Source organism: Streptomyces sp. NPDC006544, from assembly GCF_040611715.1.
Lineage (GTDB): Bacteria > Actinomycetota > Actinomycetes > Streptomycetales > Streptomycetaceae > Streptomyces.
In genome coordinates, this window is record NZ_JBEXOV010000006.1 from 1 (window position 1) to 21,726 (window position 21,726).

At 71.4% G+C, this 21,726-nt stretch carries 19 protein-coding genes, 2 tRNA genes and 1 pseudogene; 19 read left to right on the top strand and 3 right to left on the bottom strand.

What is annotated here, in order from left to right; all coding sequences use genetic code 11:
• Both ABZY44_RS04410 and ABZY44_RS04415 read right to left on the bottom strand, forming a co-directional pair.
• Positions 1-181, bottom strand: a pseudogene (locus ABZY44_RS04410) (glycosyltransferase family 4 protein); the annotation flags it as partial.
• Positions 178-3,057 carry a CDP-glycerol glycerophosphotransferase family protein gene (locus tag ABZY44_RS04415; RefSeq protein ID WP_356650079.1) on the bottom strand — a complete coding sequence of 960 codons (2,880 nt, stop codon included), beginning with the start codon at positions 3,055-3,057 and terminating at the stop codon, positions 178-180. The pseudogene ABZY44_RS04410 and the gene ABZY44_RS04415, both read right to left, overlap by 4 nt.
• A gap of 157 nt (positions 3,058-3,214) precedes the next feature.
• Between ABZY44_RS04415 and ABZY44_RS04420 the strand changes: the two genes are divergently transcribed.
• From ABZY44_RS04420 to ABZY44_RS04450, 7 genes are all read left to right on the top strand, one after another.
• Positions 3,215-4,249: a glycosyltransferase family 2 protein gene (locus tag ABZY44_RS04420; RefSeq protein ID WP_356650080.1), complete on the top strand. Its 1,035-nt coding sequence runs from the start codon at positions 3,215-3,217 to the stop codon at positions 4,247-4,249.
• Positions 4,249-4,689 carry a GtrA family protein gene (locus ABZY44_RS04425; RefSeq protein WP_356650081.1) on the top strand — a complete coding sequence of 147 codons (441 nt, stop codon included), beginning with the start codon at positions 4,249-4,251 and terminating at the stop codon, positions 4,687-4,689. The genes ABZY44_RS04420 and ABZY44_RS04425 overlap by 1 nt, the downstream gene beginning before the upstream one ends.
• Before the next feature lie 78 nt (positions 4,690-4,767).
• Positions 4,768-5,895: a glutamate 5-kinase gene (proB, locus tag ABZY44_RS04430; protein WP_356650082.1), complete on the top strand. Its 1,128-nt coding sequence runs from the start codon at positions 4,768-4,770 to the stop codon at positions 5,893-5,895.
• Positions 5,896-5,993: 98 nt separating this feature from the next.
• Entirely contained in the window at positions 5,994-6,392 is a 399-nt protein-coding gene (locus tag ABZY44_RS04435) for a hypothetical protein (RefSeq protein WP_356650213.1), read from the top strand.
• Positions 6,393-6,494: 102 nt separating this feature from the next.
• A complete protein-coding gene (locus ABZY44_RS04440) occupies positions 6,495-7,772 on the top strand; it encodes a glutamate-5-semialdehyde dehydrogenase (RefSeq protein WP_356650083.1) in 1,278 nt (425 codons plus the stop codon).
• Between the two features lie 77 nt (positions 7,773-7,849).
• Positions 7,850-8,404: a hypothetical protein gene (locus ABZY44_RS04445; protein WP_356650084.1), complete on the top strand. Its 555-nt coding sequence runs from the start codon at positions 7,850-7,852 to the stop codon at positions 8,402-8,404.
• A gap of 68 nt (positions 8,405-8,472) precedes the next feature.
• The gene (locus ABZY44_RS04450; RefSeq protein WP_356650085.1) at positions 8,473-9,630 is read left to right on the top strand and encodes a hypothetical protein; all 1,158 of its coding nucleotides are present in this window, start codon (positions 8,473-8,475) and stop codon (positions 9,628-9,630) included.
• Between the two features lie 58 nt (positions 9,631-9,688).
• Here the strand turns inward: ABZY44_RS04450 and ABZY44_RS04455 are convergent, their stop codons facing one another.
• Positions 9,689-10,789, bottom strand: a complete 1,101-nt coding sequence (locus tag ABZY44_RS04455; RefSeq protein ID WP_356650086.1) for a M48 family metallopeptidase — start codon at positions 10,787-10,789, stop codon at positions 9,689-9,691.
• A gap of 141 nt (positions 10,790-10,930) precedes the next feature.
• Between ABZY44_RS04455 and ABZY44_RS04460 the strand changes: the two genes are divergently transcribed.
• The 12 genes from ABZY44_RS04460 (at position 10,931) to ABZY44_RS04515 (ending at position 21,720) form a co-directional block, all read left to right on the top strand.
• Positions 10,931-11,098, top strand: coding sequence for a hypothetical protein (locus tag ABZY44_RS04460; protein WP_356650087.1), 168 nt, complete (start codon positions 10,931-10,933; stop codon positions 11,096-11,098).
• A 70-nt stretch (positions 11,099-11,168) separates the two neighbouring features.
• A complete protein-coding gene (gene nadD / locus ABZY44_RS04465; RefSeq protein WP_356650088.1) occupies positions 11,169-11,786 on the top strand; it encodes a nicotinate-nucleotide adenylyltransferase in 618 nt (205 codons plus the stop codon).
• 23 nt (positions 11,787-11,809) lie between these two features.
• Positions 11,810-13,570, top strand: coding sequence for a LytR C-terminal domain-containing protein (locus ABZY44_RS04470; protein WP_356650089.1), 1,761 nt, complete (start codon positions 11,810-11,812; stop codon positions 13,568-13,570).
• 121 nt (positions 13,571-13,691) lie between these two features.
• Complete coding sequence (gene rsfS / locus ABZY44_RS04475; RefSeq protein WP_351047012.1) at positions 13,692-14,138, top strand: ribosome silencing factor; 447 nt, start codon at positions 13,692-13,694, stop codon at positions 14,136-14,138.
• Positions 14,135-14,806 carry a histidine phosphatase family protein gene (locus ABZY44_RS04480; protein ID WP_356650214.1) on the top strand — a complete coding sequence of 224 codons (672 nt, stop codon included), beginning with the start codon at positions 14,135-14,137 and terminating at the stop codon, positions 14,804-14,806. The genes rsfS and ABZY44_RS04480 overlap by 4 nt, the downstream gene beginning before the upstream one ends.
• 112 nt (positions 14,807-14,918) lie before the next feature.
• Positions 14,919-14,991, top strand: a tRNA-Ala gene (locus ABZY44_RS04485).
• 136 nt (positions 14,992-15,127) lie between these two features.
• The gene (locus tag ABZY44_RS04490) at positions 15,128-15,361 is read left to right on the top strand and encodes a hypothetical protein (RefSeq protein ID WP_112446589.1); all 234 of its coding nucleotides are present in this window, start codon (positions 15,128-15,130) and stop codon (positions 15,359-15,361) included.
• A 146-nt stretch (positions 15,362-15,507) separates the two neighbouring features.
• Positions 15,508-15,580, top strand: a tRNA-Ala gene (locus tag ABZY44_RS04495).
• Positions 15,581-15,842: 262 nt separating this feature from the next.
• Complete coding sequence (gene leuS / locus ABZY44_RS04500) at positions 15,843-18,716, top strand: leucine--tRNA ligase (RefSeq protein WP_356650090.1); 2,874 nt, start codon at positions 15,843-15,845, stop codon at positions 18,714-18,716.
• A gap of 158 nt (positions 18,717-18,874) precedes the next feature.
• The gene (locus tag ABZY44_RS04505; RefSeq protein WP_356650091.1) at positions 18,875-19,609 is read left to right on the top strand and encodes a hypothetical protein; all 735 of its coding nucleotides are present in this window, start codon (positions 18,875-18,877) and stop codon (positions 19,607-19,609) included.
• Between the two features lie 114 nt (positions 19,610-19,723).
• Positions 19,724-20,569 (top strand): DegV family protein, encoded by an 846-nt coding sequence (locus tag ABZY44_RS04510; protein ID WP_356650092.1) that lies wholly within the window; start codon positions 19,724-19,726, stop codon positions 20,567-20,569.
• Positions 20,570-20,952: 383 nt separating this feature from the next.
• Complete coding sequence (locus ABZY44_RS04515; RefSeq protein ID WP_356650093.1) at positions 20,953-21,720, top strand: ComEA family DNA-binding protein; 768 nt, start codon at positions 20,953-20,955, stop codon at positions 21,718-21,720.
• Positions 21,721-21,726: the final 6 nt, after the last annotated feature.

Sequence of the window (21,726 nt, forward strand, 5' to 3'; positions counted from 1 at the left end):
CGGGCAGCTTCTGCCGGATCTCCTCGGCGACGGGGGCGATGCCGATGACGTGCACCCGGTGCCCGCGGTCGCCGAACAGCCGGGCCATCTGGTGCGACCAGGTCGTCACGCCGCCGAGCTCGTCGACGCTGTTGGAGACGAGGAAGATGTCACGGCCGCCGGAGGCGGTCTGGTCACTCACTTGCCGCTCCTGGTGAAGAACTTCTCGACGATCTGGCGGGCCGCGTCCCCGCGGTCGTACTCGCCGAACTCGGCGAGGAAACGCTGGCGCGCCTCGGCGTACTTGGCGTCGGCCTCGTCGAACGCGGCGACGGCCTGGAGCAGCTCGTCCGCCGTGGCCACCACCGGGCCCGGGGCCTTCTCCTTCAGGTCGAAGTACGTGCCGCGGATGTCGGTCGCGTACTTCTCGTAGTCGTACGCGAAGAACAGCATCGGCCGGTCCAGGACCGCGTAGTCGAACATCACGGACGAGTAGTCCGTGATCAGCCCGTCGGCCAGCGCCAGCAGCGGGGTGATGTCGTGGTGCCTGGACACGTCGATGACCCGGCCCGCGACCGACGGCGGCAGCGTGACGCTGTTGAGGTAGTGCGTGCGCACCAGCAGCGTGAAGCGGTCGCCGAGCCGGTCGGCGAACTCCTCCACGTCGAAGGGGAACTCGAAGCCCTCCACCGCGCCGTCCGCGTTCGCCCGGAAGGTCGGCGCGTACAGCAGCACCTTCTTCTCCGGGTCGATCCCGAACTCGCCGGCCAGGGGTCCGCGGACCCGCTCGCCGCTGTCCGCCTCGCAGCGGTGCGCCTCGACCAGGGCGTCGTTGCGCGGGTAGCCGGTGCGCAGCAGCACCTCGTCGCGGAGCCGGAAGCCCTTGGCGAGGGTCCGGGCGTCGTGCTCGGAGCGGATCAGGAAGTGATCGAAGCGGTCGACGGCCGCCTGGAAGCGGTCCTGTCCGGCGCGGCCCTGGGCCTTGGTGCGGGGCTCGTGGAAGCCCATCCGCTTGAGCGCAGAACCGTGCCAGGTCTGGATGTACGTGGTCCCCGGGCGCTTGGCCAGCGCCAGCGGGAAGCCCTGGTTGTCCACCCAGTACTCGGCCTGGGCCAGCGCGCGCAGGTACGGCCAGCTCCAGCGCCGCACCAGGGTGGCCTCCTTGGGGAAGCCGCTGGGCTTGCCGCCCGCGTACGACCAGATCGCCTCGAACGGCACGCCCGAGCGCACGAGCTCCTCGTAGATCGCCTTCGGGCTGTCGCTGTACTGCTTGCCCATGTGGCTCTCGAAGACGACCGTGCCCTTCTTGATCGGCAGCTTCGAGAAGACCTCGTGGTAGACCTTCACCTTCTGCTCGCCCGAGCCGATGTTGCGGCGGGCCCGCAGGGCCTTGCGCAGACCCCGCTTGACCAGGCCGGCGGCCTTGCCGTGCATCGCGCTGTCGATCAGCGTCCGGGTGCGCACGGCGGCGGCGCCCTCGGCGGTCAGGACGTAGGAGAGGTTCCCCTTCTTGGTCACCTCGGGCTCGAACCGGTCGGAGACGAGCCGGGTCAGCCGGGGGCGCACGCGCAGCCGGGCGGCCTGCTCCAGATCGACCCCGCCGACCGAGACGCGGGTGGTGACGCGGTCCCTGCCGGCCGTCAACTTCAGGGTGACGTCCCAGACCGCGTCGATGATCCCGAGGGGGCGGACGGTACTGCCGATGTCGGCGGTGGCGTTCCACTCGATCGTGTCACCGGCGTGGCGCACGGTTGCCACCGGGAAGCTGAAGGACCGCACCCCGATCTGCCGGCGGGCCCGGAATTCGAGCGTGGCCTTCAGTTCCGTTTCGGGCCGGATCCGGCCCAGCGGGTTCACGATCGACCCGGCGAGGGTGACGGTGCCCCGGCCGTCGTCCGCGTACGAGGTGAGGCGGTTGCCCAGGGCGAGGGAGCCGAGCGGCGCCGTCTGGAAGCCCTGGTCGGTGACGTCCAGTATCCGGCGGGCCTCGGTGTCGGCGGGGTCGTCGATGTGCCGCGCGCACCAGTAGACGCGGCCGTCGCGCTCGGCGAGCGGTGAGGTGAGCCGGCCCTTGTTGGTCATGGCGTCGGCGGCGCGCAGGAGGTTGTCCCAGTCCTCCTTGCCGAGCAGGTAGGCGCAGATGGCCTGGAGGTTCGTGACGTTGTCGTACGCGGCCGGGTCGATGCCGGCCAGATAGCCGTTGGCGAGCCGGGCGAAGTCCTGGCGGTAGGCGTCCCCGAGCAGCGGCAGGTCCCGCAGGTGCAGCACCAGGTCGTGCTTGAGGAACTTGGCGTCCTTCGCGGACTTGATCTCCGCGTACCCCTTGGCGGCCAGCAGCTCGTCCACGCGACGGTGGATCTTCATCCGGTGGACGAAGTTCTCGATCTCGTGGCGGCGGTTGCTGATCGACTTCGCCGCGGCGTTCTCGATCACGTTCCAGAAGTAGACGTGGTTCGGGATGAGCGTGATGCGGCGGGCGGCGACGTAGGCCTGCGCGGAGAACAGCAGGTCCTCGTAGTGGATGCCGACCGGGAACTCCAGGCCCTGCTCCAGCAGGAACGCGCGCCGGTAGCACTTGTTCGTGGAGAGGGTGTCGTAGACCAGCAGGTCCGGGTACTCGGTGATCGACTCCAGGGTGCGGGTCCCGGAGTAGATCCACGGGTACCACTCGGTGGTCTTGCCCCACCTGTTGTCGAGGTGCACGCGGACGCACATGCCCGAGACCAGGTCGGAGCCGGTCCGCTCGGCGGCGTCCAGCATGTTGCGGCAGGCGTTGCGCTCCAGCACGTCGTCGCTGTCCAGGAACATGACGTAGGCACCGGTGGCCTGCTGGATCCCGTGATTGCGCGGCGCGCCGCAGCCGCCGCTGTTCTCCGGCAACCGGAAGGCGCGGACCCTGTCAGGGTGCGCGGCTTCGAGCTCCTGGGCGACCGCGTAGGACCGGTCCTTGCTGCAGTCGTCGACGATCACGACTTCGACCCCGTGCAGAGTCTGGTCCAAAACCGACCGGACGGCTGTCGGCAGACGCTCTGCGTCGTTGTAGACGATGACGACCACGGAGACGTCAGGCACGTGCACCTCGATCCCTTTGTTTCATTCCGTTTATCCCGTCAAAGCTACCGTGTGCCGCACTCACCCCCGGCAGGCCCACCACCGGCGTGCATACTTCTAAGGAAGAGGTGAGTGGCTGGTCCGGTCGCCGACAATCACTCGTTCGGACCCGCAGGATGTGTTCATGAAGCTGTCCGTAGTAGTCCCTTGCTACAACGAAGAAGCCGTCATCGACAGCTTCGACACGGAGATCCGCAAGGTGCTGGACGCCCTCCCCGTCGACTACGAGGTCTGCTACGTCGACGACGGCAGCCGCGACGGCACCCTCGGCAGGCTCCGCAAGATCGCCGCCGAACACGCGGACCGGACCCGCTACGTCTCCTTCAGCCGGAACTTCGGCAAGGAGGCCGGCATGCTCGCCGGCCTGCGCGAGGCGACCGGCGACGCCGTGGTCATCATGGACGCGGACCTCCAGCACCCGCCGGAGCTCATCGCCACCATGCTCGACTACTACCGGCTGGGACACGACCAGATCATCGCCCGCCGCACCCGCGAGGGCGACAAGAAGCTCCGCACGGCGCTCAGCCGCCTCTACTACCGGGGCATCAACCGGTGGGTCGACGTGGAGCTCACCGACGGCGTCGGCGACTTCCGGATGCTGTCCCGCCCGGCCGTGGACGCCCTGCTCGCCCTGCCCGAGTACAACCGCTTCTCCAAGGGGCTCTTCTCCTGGATCGGCTTCGACACGGTCCACTTCGACTACCGCAACGCGCAGCGCGAGGCCGGCGAGACGAAGTGGAAGTTCGGGTCCCTGCTGAACTACGGCATGGACGGCCTGATCTCCTTCAACAACCGGCCGCTGCGCATCGGCATCTGGGTGGGCGTGTCGCTGGTGGCCCTGACCGCCCTGTACGCCCTGTGGATCGCCATCGCGGCGATGACCCACGGCGTGGACTCCCCGGGGTACGTCACCCTCGTCGCGATCATCGTCGGCCTGGGCGGGGTGCAGATGATCATGCTGGGCCTGATCGGCGAGTACATCGGCCGCATCTACTACGAGACCAAGCGCCGCCCGCACTTCCTGGTGAAGGAGTCGCACGGCGCCGAGCGCATGCCCCGCGACATCCAGGGGTCCCGGGACGTCAGGGACTCCAGGGACGTCCCCGGCACCGGGGCGGCCGTGGCGTCCGAGGACGCGATCGTGGAGCGCAGCAGCTGATGGCGCACACCTCCGACAGAAGGGCCAAGCTGGGCCAGCTCGTCCGGTTCGGCCTGGTGGGCGGCGTCAACACCGGCACCTTCTTCGTCCTCTACCTGCTGCTGCACCCGTGGATGCCGTACTTCGCCGCCTACTCCCTCGCCTTCGTGCTGGCGATGGTCGGCTCGTTCTTCATGAACACCTACTTCACCTACCGGACCCGGCCGACGTGGAAGAAGTTCTTCCTCTTCCCACTGACCAACATCACGAACTATGTGATCCAGTCCGCCGGCCTGTACGCCCTCGTGACCTGGGCGGGGATGAACACCAAGATCGCTCCGCTGGTCGCGGCCGTCGTGGCCATCCCCTTCACCTTCGTCCTCTCCCGCAAGATCCTCATCCCGGGGACGGGCGCCGCGGCCGGGGAGACCGACCGGACCCGCAGCACGTCCACGGTCTGAAACCCCCGGGCGGCCCCGGCCCGCCACCCCGTAGATTGGGCGGGCAGGGTCATGACGGCAAGGGGCAAGGGGACAGACGTGTCAGCGGCAAGGCAGGGTGTGCTCGACGCGCGCAGGATCGTGGTCAAGGTCGGCTCGTCCTCCTTGACCACGGCGGCCGGAGGTCTCGACGCCGACCGGGTGGACGCGCTGGTCGACGTACTGGCCAAGGCGCGCAGCGGCGGCGACAAGGAGATCGTCCTCGTCTCCAGCGGAGCCATCGCCGCCGGCCTCTCCCCGCTCGGCCTGCGCCGCCGCCCCACGGACCTGGCCCGCCAGCAGGCCGCCGCCAGCGTCGGACAGGGCCTCCTCGTCGCCCGCTACACCGCCTCCTTCGCGCGCTACGGCGTCCGCGTCGGCCAGGTGCTGCTCACCACCGACGACACCAGCCGGCGCGCGCACTACCGCAACGCCTACCGGACCCTGGACCAGCTCCTGGCCATGGGCGCCCTCCCCGTCGTCAACGAGAACGACACCGTCGCCACCGACGAGATCCGCTTCGGCGACAACGACCGGCTCGCCGCCCTCGTCGCCCACCTGGTCCGCGCCGACCTCCTCGTCCTGCTCTCGGACGTCGACGGCCTCTACGACGGCGACCCGGCGCTGCCCGGCACGAGCCGCGTCGACGAGGTCCACGGCCCCGAGGACATCGCGCACGTCACCATCGGCAGCGTCGGCAAGGCGGGCGTCGGCACCGGCGGCATGGCCACCAAGGTCGAGGCGGCGCGCATCGCCGCGGCGGCCGGCATCCCCGTCGTCCTGACCTCGTCCAGCCAGGCCGCGGACGCGCTGGCCGGGCGGGCGACGGGCACGCTGTTCCACGCCACCGGGCGCCGCTCCACCGGCCGGCTGCTCTGGCTCCAGCACGCGTCGACCCCGCAGGGGCACCTCGTCCTCGACGACGGGGCCGTGCGCGCGGTGACCGAGCGCGGCGGCTCGCTGCTGCCCGCGGGCATCGCCGCGGTCGAGGGCGACTTCGTCGCCGGGGACCCCGTGGAACTGCGCTCGGCCGACGGCCGCGCGGTGGCCCGGGGCCTCGTCAACTTCGACGCCAAGGAGCTTCCGCAGCTCCTCGGCCGCTCCACGCGAGAGCTCGCGCGCGAGCTCGGACCCGAGTACGAGCGGGAGGTCGTCCACCGCGACGATCTGGTCCTGCTCCAGGGCTGAGGTTCGGTAAAACCGCCGCACGGTGGGCCGGGGACTGGTCAACTGTGAGGGGCGGACAGGCAAGGGCGCAGACAAGGAGGCGGCTGGTGAGACGAGCGCTGACCAGCGTCGGCACCGGGGACGGTGGCATCGGCGGAAGCGGGGAGGGACACGACGCCTCACGCCTCTGGCACATCACGCTGAGCGTCTCGGGCAAGCCCGCGCCGCTGTCCGACGTCCGCCGCGGGCTGGAGCAGCTCGCCCACGACCACCCCTTCCTCCTGACCAGCCGCTACGCCGACGACCACGCGGAGATCCGCTACTGGGAGGAGGCCCGCGACCTCCACGACGCCGCGGCCGTCGCCCTGCGGCTCTGGGGCGAACACCGCTCCTCGGCGCAGCTCCCGCCGTGGGAGATCGTCGGGCTGGAGGTCATCGACCGCGCCACCTACCACCAGCGCGTGGCCGAGGGCTACGGCCCGCCTCCGGCGCACCCGGTCGGCGTGCACCCGTTCTGACGCGGGCCTGCCGGAGCCCCGCCGGCGCGCCGCGCGGAGGCGGGCCGTCTCGCGGGATGGAACCCCGTCCGGCCCGGCCGGAGCGGGGATTACCCTGGCCGCATGACCTCGCTCGATGCCACCACCTCACCCGTGATCGCCACCGCGCAAGCCGCCCGCACCGCCGCCGCGGCCATCGCGCCCCTCCCGCGGTCCGCCAAGGACGCGGCCCTGCTGGCCATCGCTGACGCGCTGGAGGCCCGTACGGCCGAGATCGTCGAGGCCAACGCCGTCGACACCGCGAAAGCGGCCGCGGCCGGCACCAGTGAGACCGTCATCGACCGCCTCACCCTCACCCCCGACCGCATCGCGGCCATCGCGTCCGACGTCCGCGACGTCGCGGCCCTGCCCGACCCCGTCGGCGAGGTCGTCCGCGGCTCGACCCTGCCCAACGGCATCGACCTCCGCCAGGTCCGCGTCCCGCTCGGCGTCGTCGGCATCATCTACGAGGCCCGCCCCAACGTCACCGTCGACGCCGCCGCCCTCTGCCTGAAGTCCGGCAACGCCGTCCTCCTGCGCGGCTCCTCCTCCGCCTACGCCTCCAACACCGCGCTCGTCGCCGTCCTGCGCGACGCCGTCGCGTCGGCCGGCCTGCCCGCGGACGCGATCCAGCTCGTCCCCGGCGAGTCCCGCGACTCGGTCCGCGAGCTGATGCGGGCCCGCGGCCTCGTCGACGTGCTCATCCCGCGCGGCGGCGCCTCCCTCATCAAGACCGTCGTGGAGGAGTCCGTCGTCCCGGTCATCGAGACCGGCACCGGCAACTGCCACGTCTACGTCGACGCCCGGGCCGACCTCGCCATGGCCGTGGACATCCTCGTCAACTCCAAGGCCCAGCGGCCCTCCGTCTGCAACTCCGCGGAGACCCTGCTGGTCCACCGCGACATCGCCGACGCCTTCGTCCCCCTCGCCCTCGAAGCGCTCGCCGACGCCGGCGTGACCGTCCACGGCGACGCACGGGTGCTCGCCTACGCGGAGGACTCCAAGGTCACCGCCCTCCCCGCCACCGACGAGGACTGGGCGGCCGAGTACCTCTCGTACGACATCGCCGCCGGGGTCGTCGACTCCCTCGACGACGCCGTCGCGCACATCCGGCGCTGGACCTCCGGCCACACCGAGGCGATCGTCACCACCTCCCAGGCCGCCGCGCGCCGCTTCACCCAGCTGGTCGACTCGACCACGGTTGCCGTGAACGCCTCCACCCGCTTCACGGACGGTGGTCAGTTCGGCTTCGGCGCGGAAATCGGCATCTCCACGCAGAAACTGCACGCCCGGGGCCCCATGGGGCTTCCCGAGCTCACCTCGACGAAGTACATCGTCACCGGCGACGGTCACGTGAGGTAGTCGCTCCGCCCACACCGAGTGGCCGGAATTCGCCGGATGCCCTGCCCAAAGCCGCCCCCCGGGTCTACGCTGGTCGCGTGCCGGACGACGTGGGGGGCAATCCGTTCCCGGACGACGGGGAGCCCGACGACGACCGCGGAGGCGCGGACAAGGATTTCGCCTCCGTGGTGTTCGACGAGGACTTCGTCCGGAACGCCGAGATCCGTGAACCGAGCGCCGCCGAGCGCCAGCGGGCCGCCGATCGGGCGCGCGCCGAAGCGGCCGAAGCCGCCCGGGCCGCCTTCGCCGGCGGCTGGACGGGCGACGACGACTACGACGGATACGGGTACGGCCACCCCGACGGCTACCACTCCGACGAATCCGGCTGGGAACACGGCTACGGCTACGCGGACGGACCCTACGGCGTCTACGGCGGAAGTCTGCGCCCCTACCGCGGCCGCTCGCCGTGGCTGCGCCCGGTCGCCTGGTTCCTCGCCTTCGTCATGGGCCTCGGCATGGTCGCCCTGGCCTTCAGCGCCGTGTACCGCAGCGCCGCCAGCGATGCGGAGCAGAATCCGGCGCCCGCGAGCACCCCGATGGGTGAAGTCACCGGCGCCGGCAAGTTTATGGACCGCGTCGGCCGCCAACCCTGAAGGTACGACCCCGCTCCCTTTCGCCGGAGCCGGGGGCTTCTCTGAAGCGGGGACAGCGGGGAGAAGCGATGGCCGTGCCAGGAGATCCACCCAACGGCACCCCCGAGGGCACCGGAGGGGGCGACGAAGAGTTCCGGTCGGACGAGTTCCGGTCGGACGAGTACCGGTCGGTGGTGTTCGACGAGGACTTCGTGCGGGCTGCCCGGCTCCAGGAGTTCTCCGCGCAGGAACGCATGGGCGAGCACGCCCGCGCCGTACGCAGCCGGTCCTTCTGGTCCGGCGGCGGCCACCCCGGGTCCCGGGGCGGTGCTTCCGCGGCGGCCCGGCAGGGCCGGCTCATCGTGCTGTGCGTCACCCTGGCGCTCGCCGCCGCCGTGTACATGGGGCTGCGCAACCCCTACGTGGTGCCCCCCGAGGGCCGGGCCGAGCCGCTCAGCAGCACCGTCGTGCCGCTCGCGCCCTCCGAGCCGGTCCCGGGCGGCACCCCGGCCGGCCTGTACGCGAACAGCCCCGCCGCGCAGTACCGCGTCGGGGCGGCCGGGATCACCCTGCCCGCGGTGCGGCGCACCCAGCACTTCACCGCCAACCAGGTCCTCGCGGCGCTGGGCATCGCCAAGGACTACCTCGTGCAGTCCTCGCTGGACCCGGACGTCCTGTCCGCCACCGCCACCCGGCCGGTGCGGGTCCTGCTCGACCCCGACCAGCTGACGCAGTTCGACCAGAGCATGGTCTCGCCCGCCGGCGACGGGCGGCACGCCGTCACCGGCTGGCTCGTCCGCTTCGATCCCGCCACCGCCGTGATCGCCGACACGAGGGTCCGGGTGAGCGGAGCCCTCGCCTACGCCGAGACCAGTCCGAACGTTCTCGAGGTGATCACCGACCACACCTTCGTCTACGCCGTGCGCCCGGCCACCGGCCAGCCGGCCCGGGCGGACGGGGCCTCCCTCTTCACCGTCCGCAGGGAGCTGCGGCTGCGCTTCGACCGCGACGACCTCACCGCCCGGCGGGCGGAGCTCGCCTCGGCCTACGTGATGGCGGGCCCGCAGGACTGCTCCGCCGACCCGGCGCAGGGCTTCCGCCCGCTCCTGGCCGGCGCCGGGCCGACGACGGTCGGACCGGCCGCGAGCGACCCGTACGCCAGCGGCCATCCGCGGCGCACGGCGGGGCTCTGCGGGGTCCTCACCTCGACGGCCGCCCCGGAGCAGGACCTCAGCCCGGCTCCGTAGGCCGCCATCCGCCGCTCGCCACCCGCCGCCCGTGTCCGCGCACCGGGGCGTCCCCGGCTCAGCCCTGCTCGGCGGAACCGCCCGCGCCCTTGTCCGTGGTCCTGCCCCCGGGGCCGCCGGCCGCGGACGCGCCCGGACCGCCGCCCGTGAACCGGTCGCGGAGCTTGCCGCCCAGGTCCGCCGTGCCGCCGGCGAGGTCGCCGACCAGCTTCATCAGCGGGTCCTTGCTGGTCCGCACAGAGTCGGCGTAGTGCGTCGCGGACTGCCGGAGGGAGTCGGTCACCGAGGTGTCCTTGTCCTCGTCGCGCCGCGGGTAGTGGCCGTCCATGATCCGCTGGTAGTCCCGGTTCTGCGACCACTTGTTCAGCTCGGCCGCCCGCACGGTCGTGAAGGGGTGCGTCCGCGGCAGCATGTTGAGGATCTTCAGCACGGAGTCGCGCAGATCGCCGCCCTTCTCGTACTCCTCGGCCTGGGCGAGGAACGCGTCGACGTTCATCTCGTGGAGGTGGTTGCCGCCCGCGAGCTTCATCAGCCCCCGCATCGAGGCCTGCACGTCCTGCCCCACCAGCAGCCCCGCGCGGTCCGCCGACAGCTCAGACTTGCGGAACCATTCGCGCAGCGCCGTCACCAGTCCCATGATCGCCACATTGCCCAGGGGGATCCACGCGATCTTGAGCGCCAGGGTCGTCAGGAACAGCAGGATCGTGCGGTACACGGCGTGCCCCGACAGGGCGTGGCCCACCTCGTGGCCCACCACCGCCCGCATCTCCTCCTCGTCGAGCAGCTCGACCAGGCCCGTCGTCACCACGATGATCGGCTCGTCCAGCCCGATGCACATGGCGTTGGGCCGGGGGTCCTGCTGCACGTACATCTGCGGGACCTTCTCCAGGTCCAGGATGTAGCAGGCGTCGAGCAGCATCGCGTGCAGGTGCGGGAACTGCGTATCGCCCACCCGGACGGAGTCCGACAGGAACAGCAGGCGCAGGCTGCGCTCCGGCAGCAGGCCGCTCAGCGCCTTGAACACCGTGTCGAAGCCGGACAGCTTCCGCAGCGCCACCAGCGCCGAGCGGTCCGCCGGATGCTCGTACGCCCGCGAGGAAATACCGGGGAACCTCCTGCGGTCCCGTGCCGGTGCCTTCTCGAAGCCCGTCCCCGTCATAGCGCCCTCCCCGTAGATCCGTCCGTCTTGCCGTCCGTCTATCCTCTCCAACGCCGGAGTCGGCGTGAGCGTGCCCCGGGCCCCCGCATACGATGTGAGCGAAATCTCCGCCCGCTCCCCGACTCGATAGGTAGCTGCCTGATGAGCCTCGCCTCCACCGCCCACACCCTGGTCGTCCTCGCCTCGGAGGGCGCCGAGCAGCACGGCGGCAACCACGACAGCCTCAACCCGTACATGACCGGCGGCGCGGCCTTCGGCATCCTGCTGCTGCTCCTGTGGGTCACCACGCGCCTGAACCGCGACCGCTGAAGTCCGCACGTCGCGCACATGCTCGAAGGCGGGTCCCTGCCGCTCCACCGGGCCAGTAGGCTCTTCGCTCATGGGAGAGCAGGAAGTGCCTACGGGCCCGGTCAAGCGCCGGCTCGGCGTGATGGGCGGGACGTTCGACCCGATCCACCACGGACACCTGGTGGCCGCCAGTGAGGTGGCCGCGCTGTTCCACCTCGACGAGGTGATGTTCGTACCGACCGGCGAGCCGTGGCAGAAGTCGCAGCGGGCCGTGTCGGCGGCCGAGGACCGGTACCTGATGACGGTCATCGCGACCGCTTCGAATCCGCAGTTCTCGGTGAGCCGGATCGACATCGACCGCGGCGGGCCGACCTACACGATCGACACCCTGCGGGACCTGAGCGCCCTCAACGACGACGCCGACCTGTTCTTCATCACCGGCGCCGACGCCCTCGCCCAGATCCTGACCTGGCGAAACGCGGACGAGCTCTTCGCCCTCGCCCATTTCATCGGCGTCACCCGGCCGGGCCACGTCCTCACCGACGACGGACTCCCCAAGGGAGGCGTCTCCCTCGTCGAGGTGCCCGCGCTGGCGATTTCGTCCACGGACTGCCGCGCGCGCGTCGCCGAGGGGGATCCTGTCTGGTACTTGGTGCCCGACGGCGTGGTCCGCTACATCGACAAGCGTGAGCTGTACCGGGGAGCCTGAGCTTCCGGAGAGAGGGGCCCGCGGTGAACGACCGCCAGGATCCGTACGACCGGTACGATCCGCACCCAGCCCAGGAGCAGCAGCTCGTCGGCTACGACGCGTACGGGCGGCCGGTGTACGGCCAGGCGCCCGCCCCGTCCGCCCCTGCCCCCCAGGCCCCGTCCGCTCCGTACGGGCAGCAGCAGTACGAGCAGTCCTACGGCGGCCAGCCGTACGAGCAGCAGTCGTACGAGCAGCAGTACGGCTACGACTACCAGGGCTACGGCCAGCAGCCCCAGCAGCAGTACCACCCGCAGCAGCAGGAGTACCCCCGGGCCCCAGCCCAGCCCCAGGCCGCCCAGCCCTACGGGTACGACACCCAGGCCACCCAGCAGTGGATCCCGCAGCAGGCCGCCCCGGAGGCCCCGGCGCCGGAGCCGGTGCGCGCCCCCGAGCCCGAGCGGCCGGCCGGGCGGGCGGCGCGGCCCGCGTCCGCGCAGGTCCCGGAACCCCGCCGGGCCGAGCCCGGGGACGCGCAAGCGCCCTCGTACCGCACCGAGCAGTTCGACTTCATCGACCAGCCGGACGAGGACTCCGAGGACGTCATCGACTGGCTCGCCTTCACCGAGAGCCGGACCGAGCGCCGCGAGGAGGCCCGCCGACGCGGCCGCAACCGCGTGGTGGCGCTGATCGTGGTCCTCGCCGTCTTCGTCGTCGGCGGCCTCGGCTACCTCTGGTACGCGGGCAAGCTGCCGTTCCTGGAGGGAACGGGACCGGGCTCGAGCGGCGCGTCCGCCGCCGGTCCGCAGAAGCGCGACATGATCGTCGTCCACCTGCACAACACCAAGAAGGGCGGCGTCTCCACGGCGCTGCTCGTCGACAACGTCACGGCCGAACAGGGCGCCACCGTCATGGTGCCGGGCACGCTCGGCATCATCAAGGACGACGGCACGGCCGCGCCCCTGGGCAAGGCCCTGGAGGACGGGGGCCTCGGCGTACGGGAATCCCTCGACACGGTGCTCGGCACCCGCATCGGCGGCACCTGGCGCCTGGACACCCCCTTCCTGGAAAACTTCGTGGAGCTGGTCGGCGGCATCGAGGTCGACACCGACGCGGCTGTCCCGGCGGACGACGCGGCGAAGTCCCCGGCCGTGGCGCAGGGCCAGAAGCAGAGCCTCAGCGGTTCGATGGCCGTCGCGTACGCCACGTACCGGGCCCAGGGCGAGCCGGAGGCCAAGCAGCTGGACCGCCTCGGCAAGGTCCTGCTGGCGCTGCTGCGCAAGGTGCCCGGCGATCCGAAGACGGCGGCGCAGACCGTCGAGACCACCGGCCAGATCCTCGACCCGGCGCTGGACGCGCAGGCGCTGGGCGCGCTGCTGTCCAAGCTGGGCGAGCACGCCAAGGTGGGCGCCTACCGCACGGACGTGCTCGCGGTGAAGCCCGACGGCGGCCTCACGGACGACAGCAACAAGAAGATCGTCAAGGAGGTCCTCGGAGGCTCCGCCGACGCCGGGCAGCCCGGGGCGGCCCCCCGGGTGGGCGTCAAGGACGCCACCGGTGACGAGAAGGCGCAGACGGCGGCGAAGGCGGCCCTCGTCAACGGCGGCTACACCCTGGTGGACGGCGGCAAGGCCGACAAGGCCGCGCCCACGTCGCAGATCACCTACCAGGACGACGCCCAGCGGGACAAGGCCGTCGAGATCGCCAAGACCCTCGGGCTGCCCGAGACCGTCGTGAAGAAGGCCGAGAACACGCTGAACGCGGACGTCGTGGTGACGCTGGGCAAGGATTACAAATCGACCTGAGGCCTACTGCGGCCGCGCCCGGGAGGTGCGGCACCGCCCGTGCGGGAGGTTCCGCGCGGGCGGTGTCGGCGGTACATGAGACCCTTGTAAGGATCTGCCCGCCAACCCGAAAGCATGGCCAGTGACCGCCACGGACCGCTCCATCGAGCTCATCACCGCCGCCGCCCAGGCCGCGGCCGACCGGCTCGCGCACGACATCATCGCGTACGACGTCAGCGACGTGCTGTCGATCACCGACGCCTTCCTGCTCGCCTCGGCTCCCAACGACCGTCAGGTCAAGTCGATCGTGGACGAGATCGAGGAGAAGCTCCAGAAGGAGCTCGGCGCCAAGCCTGTGCGCCGCGAGGGCGACCGCGACGCCCGCTGGATCCTCCTCGACTACATCGACATCGTCGTCCACGTGCAGCACAGCGAGGAGCGGGTCTTCTACGCGCTGGAGCGCCTGTGGAAGGACTGCCCCGAGATCGACCTCCCCGAGGACGCCAAGCTCACCAAGGGCAAGGCCGAGGAGCACGCCGCCCTGCGCGCGACGCAGAGCGACGACGAACTGGACGGTGATTTGTTCTGAGCACGACCAGCGAGAGCACGACCAGCACGGGCAGGACCGGCCGGAAGATCGTCCTCTGGCGCCACGGCCAGACGTCGTGGAACCTGGAACGACGCTTCCAGGGCTCCACGGACATCGAGCTGACCGAGAAGGGTGTGGCGCAGGCGCGCCGCGCCGCCCGGCTGCTCGCCTCGCTGCGGCCCGACGCCATCGTCTCCTCGGACCTGCGGCGGGCTTCCGCCACGGCCGCGGAGCTGGCAGCCGTCACGAGCCTGACCGTGACGCACGACGAGGCGCTGCGCGAGACGTTCGCCGGCGAGTGGCAGGGCCTCACGCACGACGAGATCCTCGAGAAGTACGGCGACCAGTACGCGGCGTGGAAGCGCGGCGAGGCGGTCCGGCGAGGCGGCGGTGAGCTGGAGACCGAGGTCGCCGACCGGGCCGCGCCGGTGGTGCTGGGACACGTCGACCGGCTGCCCGCGGGCGGCACGCTCGTCGTCGTCAGCCACGGCGGCACCATCCGTACGACGATCGGCCGTCTGCTGGGCCTGGATTCGTACGACTGGGAGGGCCTGGGCGGGCTCTCCAACTGCTGCTGGTCCGTCCTCGGCGAGGGCGCGCGGGGCTGGCGGCTGATGGAGCACAACGCCGGCACGCTGCCCGAACCGGTGCTCGGCGACGACGACTGAGTCGGCCTCAGGGCGGCTCCCACCCGGATTTCACTTTCCGGCTGGTCACAGGCTAGAGTTCTTCTTGTTCGCAGCGCGGAACACCGGAAACGGAGGGCGCGTCGCGGAGAGCGGGGCTATAGCTCAGTTGGTAGAGCGCCTGCATGGCATGCAGGAGGTCTGGAGTTCAATTCTCCATAGCTCCACAATCAAGATCCCGTCCCCAGCAGGGGGCGGGATCTTTGCTTTTGTTCGCAGCTGACCAGGCGCGCACCGGCATGGCAGAATCGGACGGCCGGAGGGGGACGACGACGGCCCGACGCGGGAGGGAGTCGCTGACGGATGGGTGCACACCGGCGGCGGTGCGACTGGTGCAATAACGGCACGCCGATCGTGCGGGACATGGAGCCGATCAACCCCGACTACCAGTACTGGTGCGAGGAGTGCGCACGGGCACTGATCATAAAAGGCGACCCGATCGAGACGTACCGGGAGCTGGAGGGGGAGCCGATCTACGGGCGGCTGCTCGATGAGCACTGCACGCTGAAGCGGTTCTACCAGTTCGCTCGCGCCTGACGCGGAGGCATGTAGCGAACTGCCCCATAACGGACATGGCTCGGGGTCTGCGGAAACCGATTTTTGGACCAGGGCCATGACCGTGTAATGTTTGGGACGTCGCCAAGGGGAACCGGAAACGGGGAACGAAGCGGCAGGCAAGGCAAGGGGCTATAGCTCAGTTGGTAGAGCGCCTGCATGGCATGCAGGAGGTCTGGAGTTCAATTCTCCATAGCTCCACAGTGAAGAAGCGGGGCACCCGAATCGGGTGGCCCGCTTCTCGTTGTGCGTCGTCCGAGGGCCGGAAGGGCCGAGCGCCCCTGGGGGCCGCTGCGGTACCCTGGCGCCATGCGTGCCGTACGCCTCCTGCTTACCGAGCCGCGCTGAACAGCACCGACCCCACGAGACGGTCGGCCTCGGCGCGGCGCCCCCTCCTGTGCGAGGGGTTTTTTCGTTTGGGCAGGCAGAGACGGCAGAGACGATCGATGGAGCTTCAGAAATCATGAGCGAGACGAACACCCCGGCCCCCGAGGCGGCCGAGGCGCACCGCTACACGGCTGCCATGGCCGCCGACATCGAGGCACGCTGGCAGGACTTCTGGGACGCCCAGGGCACCTACGAGGCCCCGAACCCGACCGGCGACCTGGCCGGGGACCCGGCGGTCGTGGCGCGGCCCAAGAAGTTCATCATGGACATGTTCCCGTTCCCCTCGGGCGCCGGCCTGCACGTCGGCCACCCGCTGGGGTACATCGCGACCGACGTCTTCGCCCGCCACCAGCGGATGACCGGCCACAACGTCCTGCACACCCTGGGCTTCGACGCCTTCGGCCTGCCGGCCGAGCAGTACGCCGTGCAGACGGGTATGCACCCCCGCGTCTCGACCGAGGCGAACATCGCCAACATGAAGGTCCAGCTGCGCCGACTGGGTCTGGGTCACGACAACCGCAGGTCGGTCGCGACGATCGACACGGACTACTACAAGTGGACCCAGTGGATCTTCCTGCAGATCTACAACTCCTGGTACGACGCCGAGGCGAAGAAGGCCCGCCCGATCGCCGAACTGGTCGCCGCCTTCGAGAACGGCACCCGTGAACTGCCCGGCGGCGCTTCCTGGTCCGCGCTGAGCGCGGCCGAGCGGGCCGACGTGCTGAACGAGTACCGGCTGGCGTACTCCTCCGACGCGCCCGTCAACTGGTGCCCCGGGCTGGGCACCGTACTGGCCAACGAGGAAGTCACCGCCGACGGCCGTTCCGAGCGCGGCAACTTCCCCGTCTTCAAGTCCAAGCTGAGCCAGTGGAACATGCGGATCACGGCCTACGCCGACCGCCTGCTGGACGACCTGGACGCCCTGGACTGGCCCGAGGCCATCAAGCTGCAGCAGCGCAACTGGATCGGGCGCAGCGAGGGCGCGCGCGTCGACTTCCCGGTCGGCGACGGCGACGCCGTCACCGTCTTCACGACCCGCCCCGACACGCTGTTCGGCGCCACGTACATGGTGCTGGCGCCCGAGCACGAGCTGGTCGGGAAGATCGTCCCGGCCGAGTGGCCCGAGGGTACCCGGCAGGTGTGGACCGGCGGCGCCGCGTCCCCCGCCGACGCCGTGGACGCGTACCGCAAGCAGGCCGCGTCGAAGTCGGACGTCGAGCGGCAGGCCGAGGCCAAGGACAAGACCGGCGTCTTCACCGGCGCGTTCGCCACCAACCCGGTCAGCGGCGAGCGGGTCCCGGTCTTCATCGCGGACTACGTGCTGATGGGCTACGGCACCGGCGCGATCATGGCCGTCCCGGCGCACGACTCGCGTGACTTCGCGTTCGCGCGCGCCTTCGAGCTGCCGATGCGCTGCGTCGTGCAGCCCTCGGACGACCGCGACGCCGACCCGGCCGAGTGGGACGACGCGTTCGCCTCGTACGACGCCGCGATCGTCAACTCCACCGGCGAGGGCATCTCACTGGACGGCCTGGGCGTGGTCGAGGCGAAGGCCGCGATCACCGACTGGCTGACCGAGCGGGGCGTCGGCGAGGGCACCGTCAACTTCCGTCTGCGCGACTGGCTGTTCAGCCGCCAGCGCTACTGGGGCGAGCCCTTCCCGATCGTCTACGACGAGGACGGCGTCGCGCACGCGCTGCCCGAGTCGATGCTGCCGCTGGAGCTGCCGGAGGTCGAGGACTACTCGCCGCGCACCTTCGAGCCGGACGACGCGACCTCCCAGCCGGAGACCCCGCTGTCCCGCAAGGCGGACTGGGTCCACGTCGAACTGGACCTGGGCGACGGCGAGGGCGTCAAGCGCTACCGGCGCGAGACCAACACCATGCCGAACTGGGCCGGTTCCTGCTGGTACCAGCTGCGCTACCTGGACCCGACCAACTCCTCGGCGCTGGTCGACCCGGCGATCGAGCAGTACTGGATGGGCCCCAGCGAGAGCCAGCCGCACGGCGGCGTCGACCTGTACGTGGGCGGCGCCGAGCACGCGGTGCTGCACCTGCTGTACGCCCGCTTCTGGACGAAGGTCCTCTTCGACCTGGGTCACGTCTCGTCCGTGGAGCCGTACCACAAGCTGTACAACCAGGGCATGATCCAGGCGTACGTCTACCGTGACGAGCGCGGCTTCCCCGTCCCGGCGACCGAGGTCGAGGAGCGGGACGGCAGGTTCTTCTTCGAGGGCGAGCCGGTCAAGCGCGAGCTGGGCAAGATGGGCAAGTCCCTGAAGAACGCGGTCACGCCGGACGAGATCTGCGAGGAGTACGGCGCGGACACCCTGCGCCTGTACGAGATGGCGATGGGCCCGCTGGACGTCTCGCGTCCGTGGGACACCCGTGCCGTGGTCGGCCAGTACCGGCTGCTCCAGCGCCTGTGGCGCAACGTGGTGGACGAGGAGACGGGCGCCGTGACGGTGGTCGACTCCGAGCCGGGCACGGACACCCTGCGCGCGCTGCACAAAGCGATCGACGGGGCCGGCGCCGACATGGCCGCTCTGCGCTTCAACACCGCCATCGCGAAGATCACCGAGCTGAACAACACCCTGACGAAGGCGGGCCGGCCGCTGGAGCGCTCGGTCGCGGAGCGACTGGTGCTGTTGGTCGCCCCGCTGGCGCCGCACGTCGCGGAGGAGCTGTGGCAGCGGCTGGGCCACACCGACTCGGTCGTCTTCCAGGACTTCCCGGTCGCGGACCCGGCGTACGTGGTGGACGAGAGCGTCACCTGCGTCGTCCAGATCAAGGGCAAGGTCAAGGCCCGCCTGGAGGTGTCGCCGACGATCTCCGACGCCGACCTGGAGCAGCTGGCACTGGGCGACGAGGCGGTCGTGGCGGCGCTGGGCGGGGCCGAGATCCGCAAGGTGATCGTGCGCGCGCCGAAGCTGGTGAACATCGTCGTCTGAGGCGTCGGCGAGGCGGTCTGAGGCGGTTGTCTGAGACGTCTGTCTGGGCTGTGTCGGGGTATTCCCGTACGGGCAGGTTGGGGGTTCGATGGGAACCCGCGGCCTGCCCGTGGCGTTTACGGTGGAAGGGACGCAATTCGGCTGGGGAAGGGACCCTCATGGAGGCGGCTTTGATCATCGTGGCCCTGATGCTGTTCGCCTTTCTGGGGCTCGGTGTCTATCTGACGACGAAGGTGGTCAAGGCCGCCGCGCGCGGAGTGGACCGGACGATCACGCAGGCCCGCCGCACCGTGGAGGACACGACCCTGAGGGCGCGCAGCTTCGGCCAGGTCGGCGTCGCGGGCGCGCTGGCGCAGCTGCGGCTGGACCTGCGGAGCTCGATGCGGGCGACGCAGCAGGCGTTGTACGAGGGGGTCCAGACGGATGCCTCGCTGCGGGAGTCGATCGGGCTGTTCGAGCGGCTGAGCGGGCACGGGCACGAGCTGGACGACGAGCTGAAGCGCCTGGAGGCGGAGCCGGACCGCAAGCGGACGGCGGACAGCCTGCCGGACCTGCGGGAGCGCACGGCGAGGATCACGCAGGCGGCGGACTCGCTGCGCTGGGCGGCGCGCGACCGTGCCCGCCGTTTCGCGGACGACGACCTGTCGACGCTGTCGGCCCAGATCGACATCGAGTCGGGCGCGCTGCGGGACTGGTCCCGCCCCTCCGTCGACGACCTCGCCTCCCCGCTGACGACCCCTCGGCCTGCGTCCCAGGCCCCCCAGGCGTCCCAGGCCCCCCAAGCTTCCCCGGCGCCCCGAGCGCCCCACGCGCCCCCGGCGGCGCTCTCCCAGCCGGCCCCGGCCTCCCCGTACCCGTGGCAGAAGTCTTCGCGGCCGGAGACCACGACCTGAGCCGCGGGCGGACCGGTTCCGGCCCGTCCGTGCATCCCCGCCCGGCGACTCCGGCGCGGGCGGCGGCCGGGGCCGGGCTGCCGGAACACCCCCACTGCGGGTAACCTCCGCCTCATGTCCCGCCATGTCGCGATCGTCACCGATTCCACGGCCTACCTGCCCCGATCAGCCATGGCGCGGCACGGCATCACCGCCGTTCCGCTGACGGTCGTCCTCGGTGACGAGGCCCTCGAGGAGGGCACCGAGATCTCGGCCCGCAGCCTCGCCCTCGCCCTGCAGAAGCGCCGTTCGGTCACCACCTCCCGACCCAGCCCGGCGGACTTCGTGCGGGCCTACCGGGCCGCCGCGGACGCGGGTGCGACCGGCATCGTCAGCCTGCACCTGTCCGCAGAGTTCTCCGGCACCTACGACGCCGCCGTGCTGGCCGCGAAGACCGCTCCGGTGCCCGTCCGCGTCGTCGACACCGGCATGGTCGCGATGGCCCTGGGATTCTGCGCACTGGCGGCCGCGGAGGTGGCGGAGGCCGCGGGATCCGTCGACGAGGCCGTCGCGGCCGCCGAGAAGCGGGCCGCGGACATGTCGGCGTACTTCTACGTGGACACCCTCGACTACCTCCGTCGCGGCGGCCGCATCGGCGCGGCGCAGGCCCTGCTCGGTTCGGCGCTCGCGGTCAAGCCGCTGCTGACCCTGGACGGCGGGCGGATCGAGATGCTGGAGAAGGTGCGTACGGCCTCCAAGGCCATCGCCCGCCTCGAGGACCTGGCCGTGGAGCGGGCGGGGACGGCGGCCGTCGACGTGGCCGTGCAGCACCTGGCGGCCCCGGAGCGCGCGGACAAGTTGGCGCAGCGCCTGCGCGACCGCATTCCCGGGCTGGTCGAGCTGCACGTCAGCGAGGTCGGCGCGGTGATCGGAGCGCACACCGGGCCGGGGCTGCTGGCGGCGGTCGTGTCCCCCCGCTGATCACCGGATCGGGTGACGGAGTTATCCACAACGGGCCGGTTCTCCACCGGAATTGATGGTTCCGAACGGGGTTCCGGCTTCGGTCCTACCGTCGTGCCATGACTCTTCGTACGCGTTCGTCGTCACCCGCCGGCGCCACCAGCGGCCCCGGCCGTTCCCGCCTCTCCGACAGCCGTCCGCGCCGGCGGCGCGGTCACCGTGCCCGCCATCTCGAGCACGCCGCCGCGGTGCGCCGCAGGGCCGAGGAGATGCTCGGCGCCCGCCCGCCGGGCGCTCAGCCTCCGCCTCCGCCTGTCCCGGCCCCGGCCCGTTTCCCGGCCCGGGCCCCGGTCCCGGCGCGGGCGTCAGGACCGGCGCCGGCTCCGGTCCGGACACCGGTCCCGGTGCCGACCTCGCATCCGGCCGCGGACCCGGCTTCCGCGGGGACCGGGGCGCAGGACGCGTCGGCGCCGGACGGCGGCCCCGCCGCCGTGCTGCCCGACGCGCGGTCTCGGCGGCTCGCCGTGCGGGAGCGGCTGCCCGTGTGGCTCCAGGCCCGCTGCGGGGTGGAGCCGCGCACGGTGGCCGCCGTCTCCGTGGTGCTGGTCGCCGCGGTCGGCTTCGCGGGGAACCAGTACTGGTCGGCCAGGCCGCAGCCGGTGACCGCGCCCGCCCTGGTGGCGCCCGCACCCGTCCCCGCGCGGGCGGCCGCGGCCGCGGGCCCGGCCCCGGGTGCGGGCGCAGCCGTCGGGCGGATCCTGGTCGACGTCAGCGGCAAGGTCCGGGACCCCGGGGTACGGCGGCTGCCCGCCGGCTCGCGGGTGGAGGACGCCCTGGCCGCCGCCGGGGGAGTGCGGCCCGGGACGGACGTCACCGGGCTCAACCGGGCCCGGGTCCTGATGGACGGCGAGCAGGTGCTGGTGGGGGCTCCGGCACCGCCGGCTGGCGGTGGGGGCGGCTCGGCGCCGGGGCCGGTGCCCGGTCCGCTGAGTCTGGGCACGGCCACGGCCGAGCAGTTGGACGGTCTGCCGGGGGTCGGCCCCGTCCTCGCTCAGCACATCGTGGACTTCCGGACGGCCCGTGGGGGCTTCCGGTCGGTGGAGGAGCTCCGGCAGGTCAACGGGATCGGCGAGCGGCGGTTCGCGGATCTGCGGAAGCTGGTGCGGCCGTGAGCGGGG

Bases quoted from the DNA above. Each gene is read 5' to 3' on its own strand.
- ABZY44_RS04420 (WP_356650080.1), top strand. From the start codon at position 3,215: ATGAAGCTGTCCGTAGTAGTCCCTTGCTACAACGAAGAAGCCGTCATC.
- ABZY44_RS04425 (WP_356650081.1), top strand. From the start codon at position 4,249: ATGGCGCACACCTCCGACAGAAGGGCCAAGCTGGGCCAGCTCGTCCGG.
- ABZY44_RS04440 (WP_356650083.1), top strand. From the start codon at position 6,495: ATGACCTCGCTCGATGCCACCACCTCACCCGTGATCGCCACCGCGCAA.
- ABZY44_RS04450 (WP_356650085.1), top strand. From the start codon at position 8,473: ATGGCCGTGCCAGGAGATCCACCCAACGGCACCCCCGAGGGCACCGGA.
- ABZY44_RS04455 (WP_356650086.1), bottom strand. From the start codon at position 10,789: ATGACGGGGACGGGCTTCGAGAAGGCACCGGCACGGGACCGCAGGAGG.
- ABZY44_RS04460 (WP_356650087.1), top strand. From the start codon at position 10,931: ATGAGCCTCGCCTCCACCGCCCACACCCTGGTCGTCCTCGCCTCGGAG.
- nadD (WP_356650088.1), top strand. From the start codon at position 11,169: ATGGGAGAGCAGGAAGTGCCTACGGGCCCGGTCAAGCGCCGGCTCGGC.
- ABZY44_RS04490 (WP_112446589.1), top strand. From the start codon at position 15,128: ATGGGTGCACACCGGCGGCGGTGCGACTGGTGCAATAACGGCACGCCG.
- leuS (WP_356650090.1), top strand. From the start codon at position 15,843: ATGAGCGAGACGAACACCCCGGCCCCCGAGGCGGCCGAGGCGCACCGC.
- ABZY44_RS04505 (WP_356650091.1), top strand. From the start codon at position 18,875: ATGGAGGCGGCTTTGATCATCGTGGCCCTGATGCTGTTCGCCTTTCTG.
- ABZY44_RS04510 (WP_356650092.1), top strand. From the start codon at position 19,724: ATGTCCCGCCATGTCGCGATCGTCACCGATTCCACGGCCTACCTGCCC.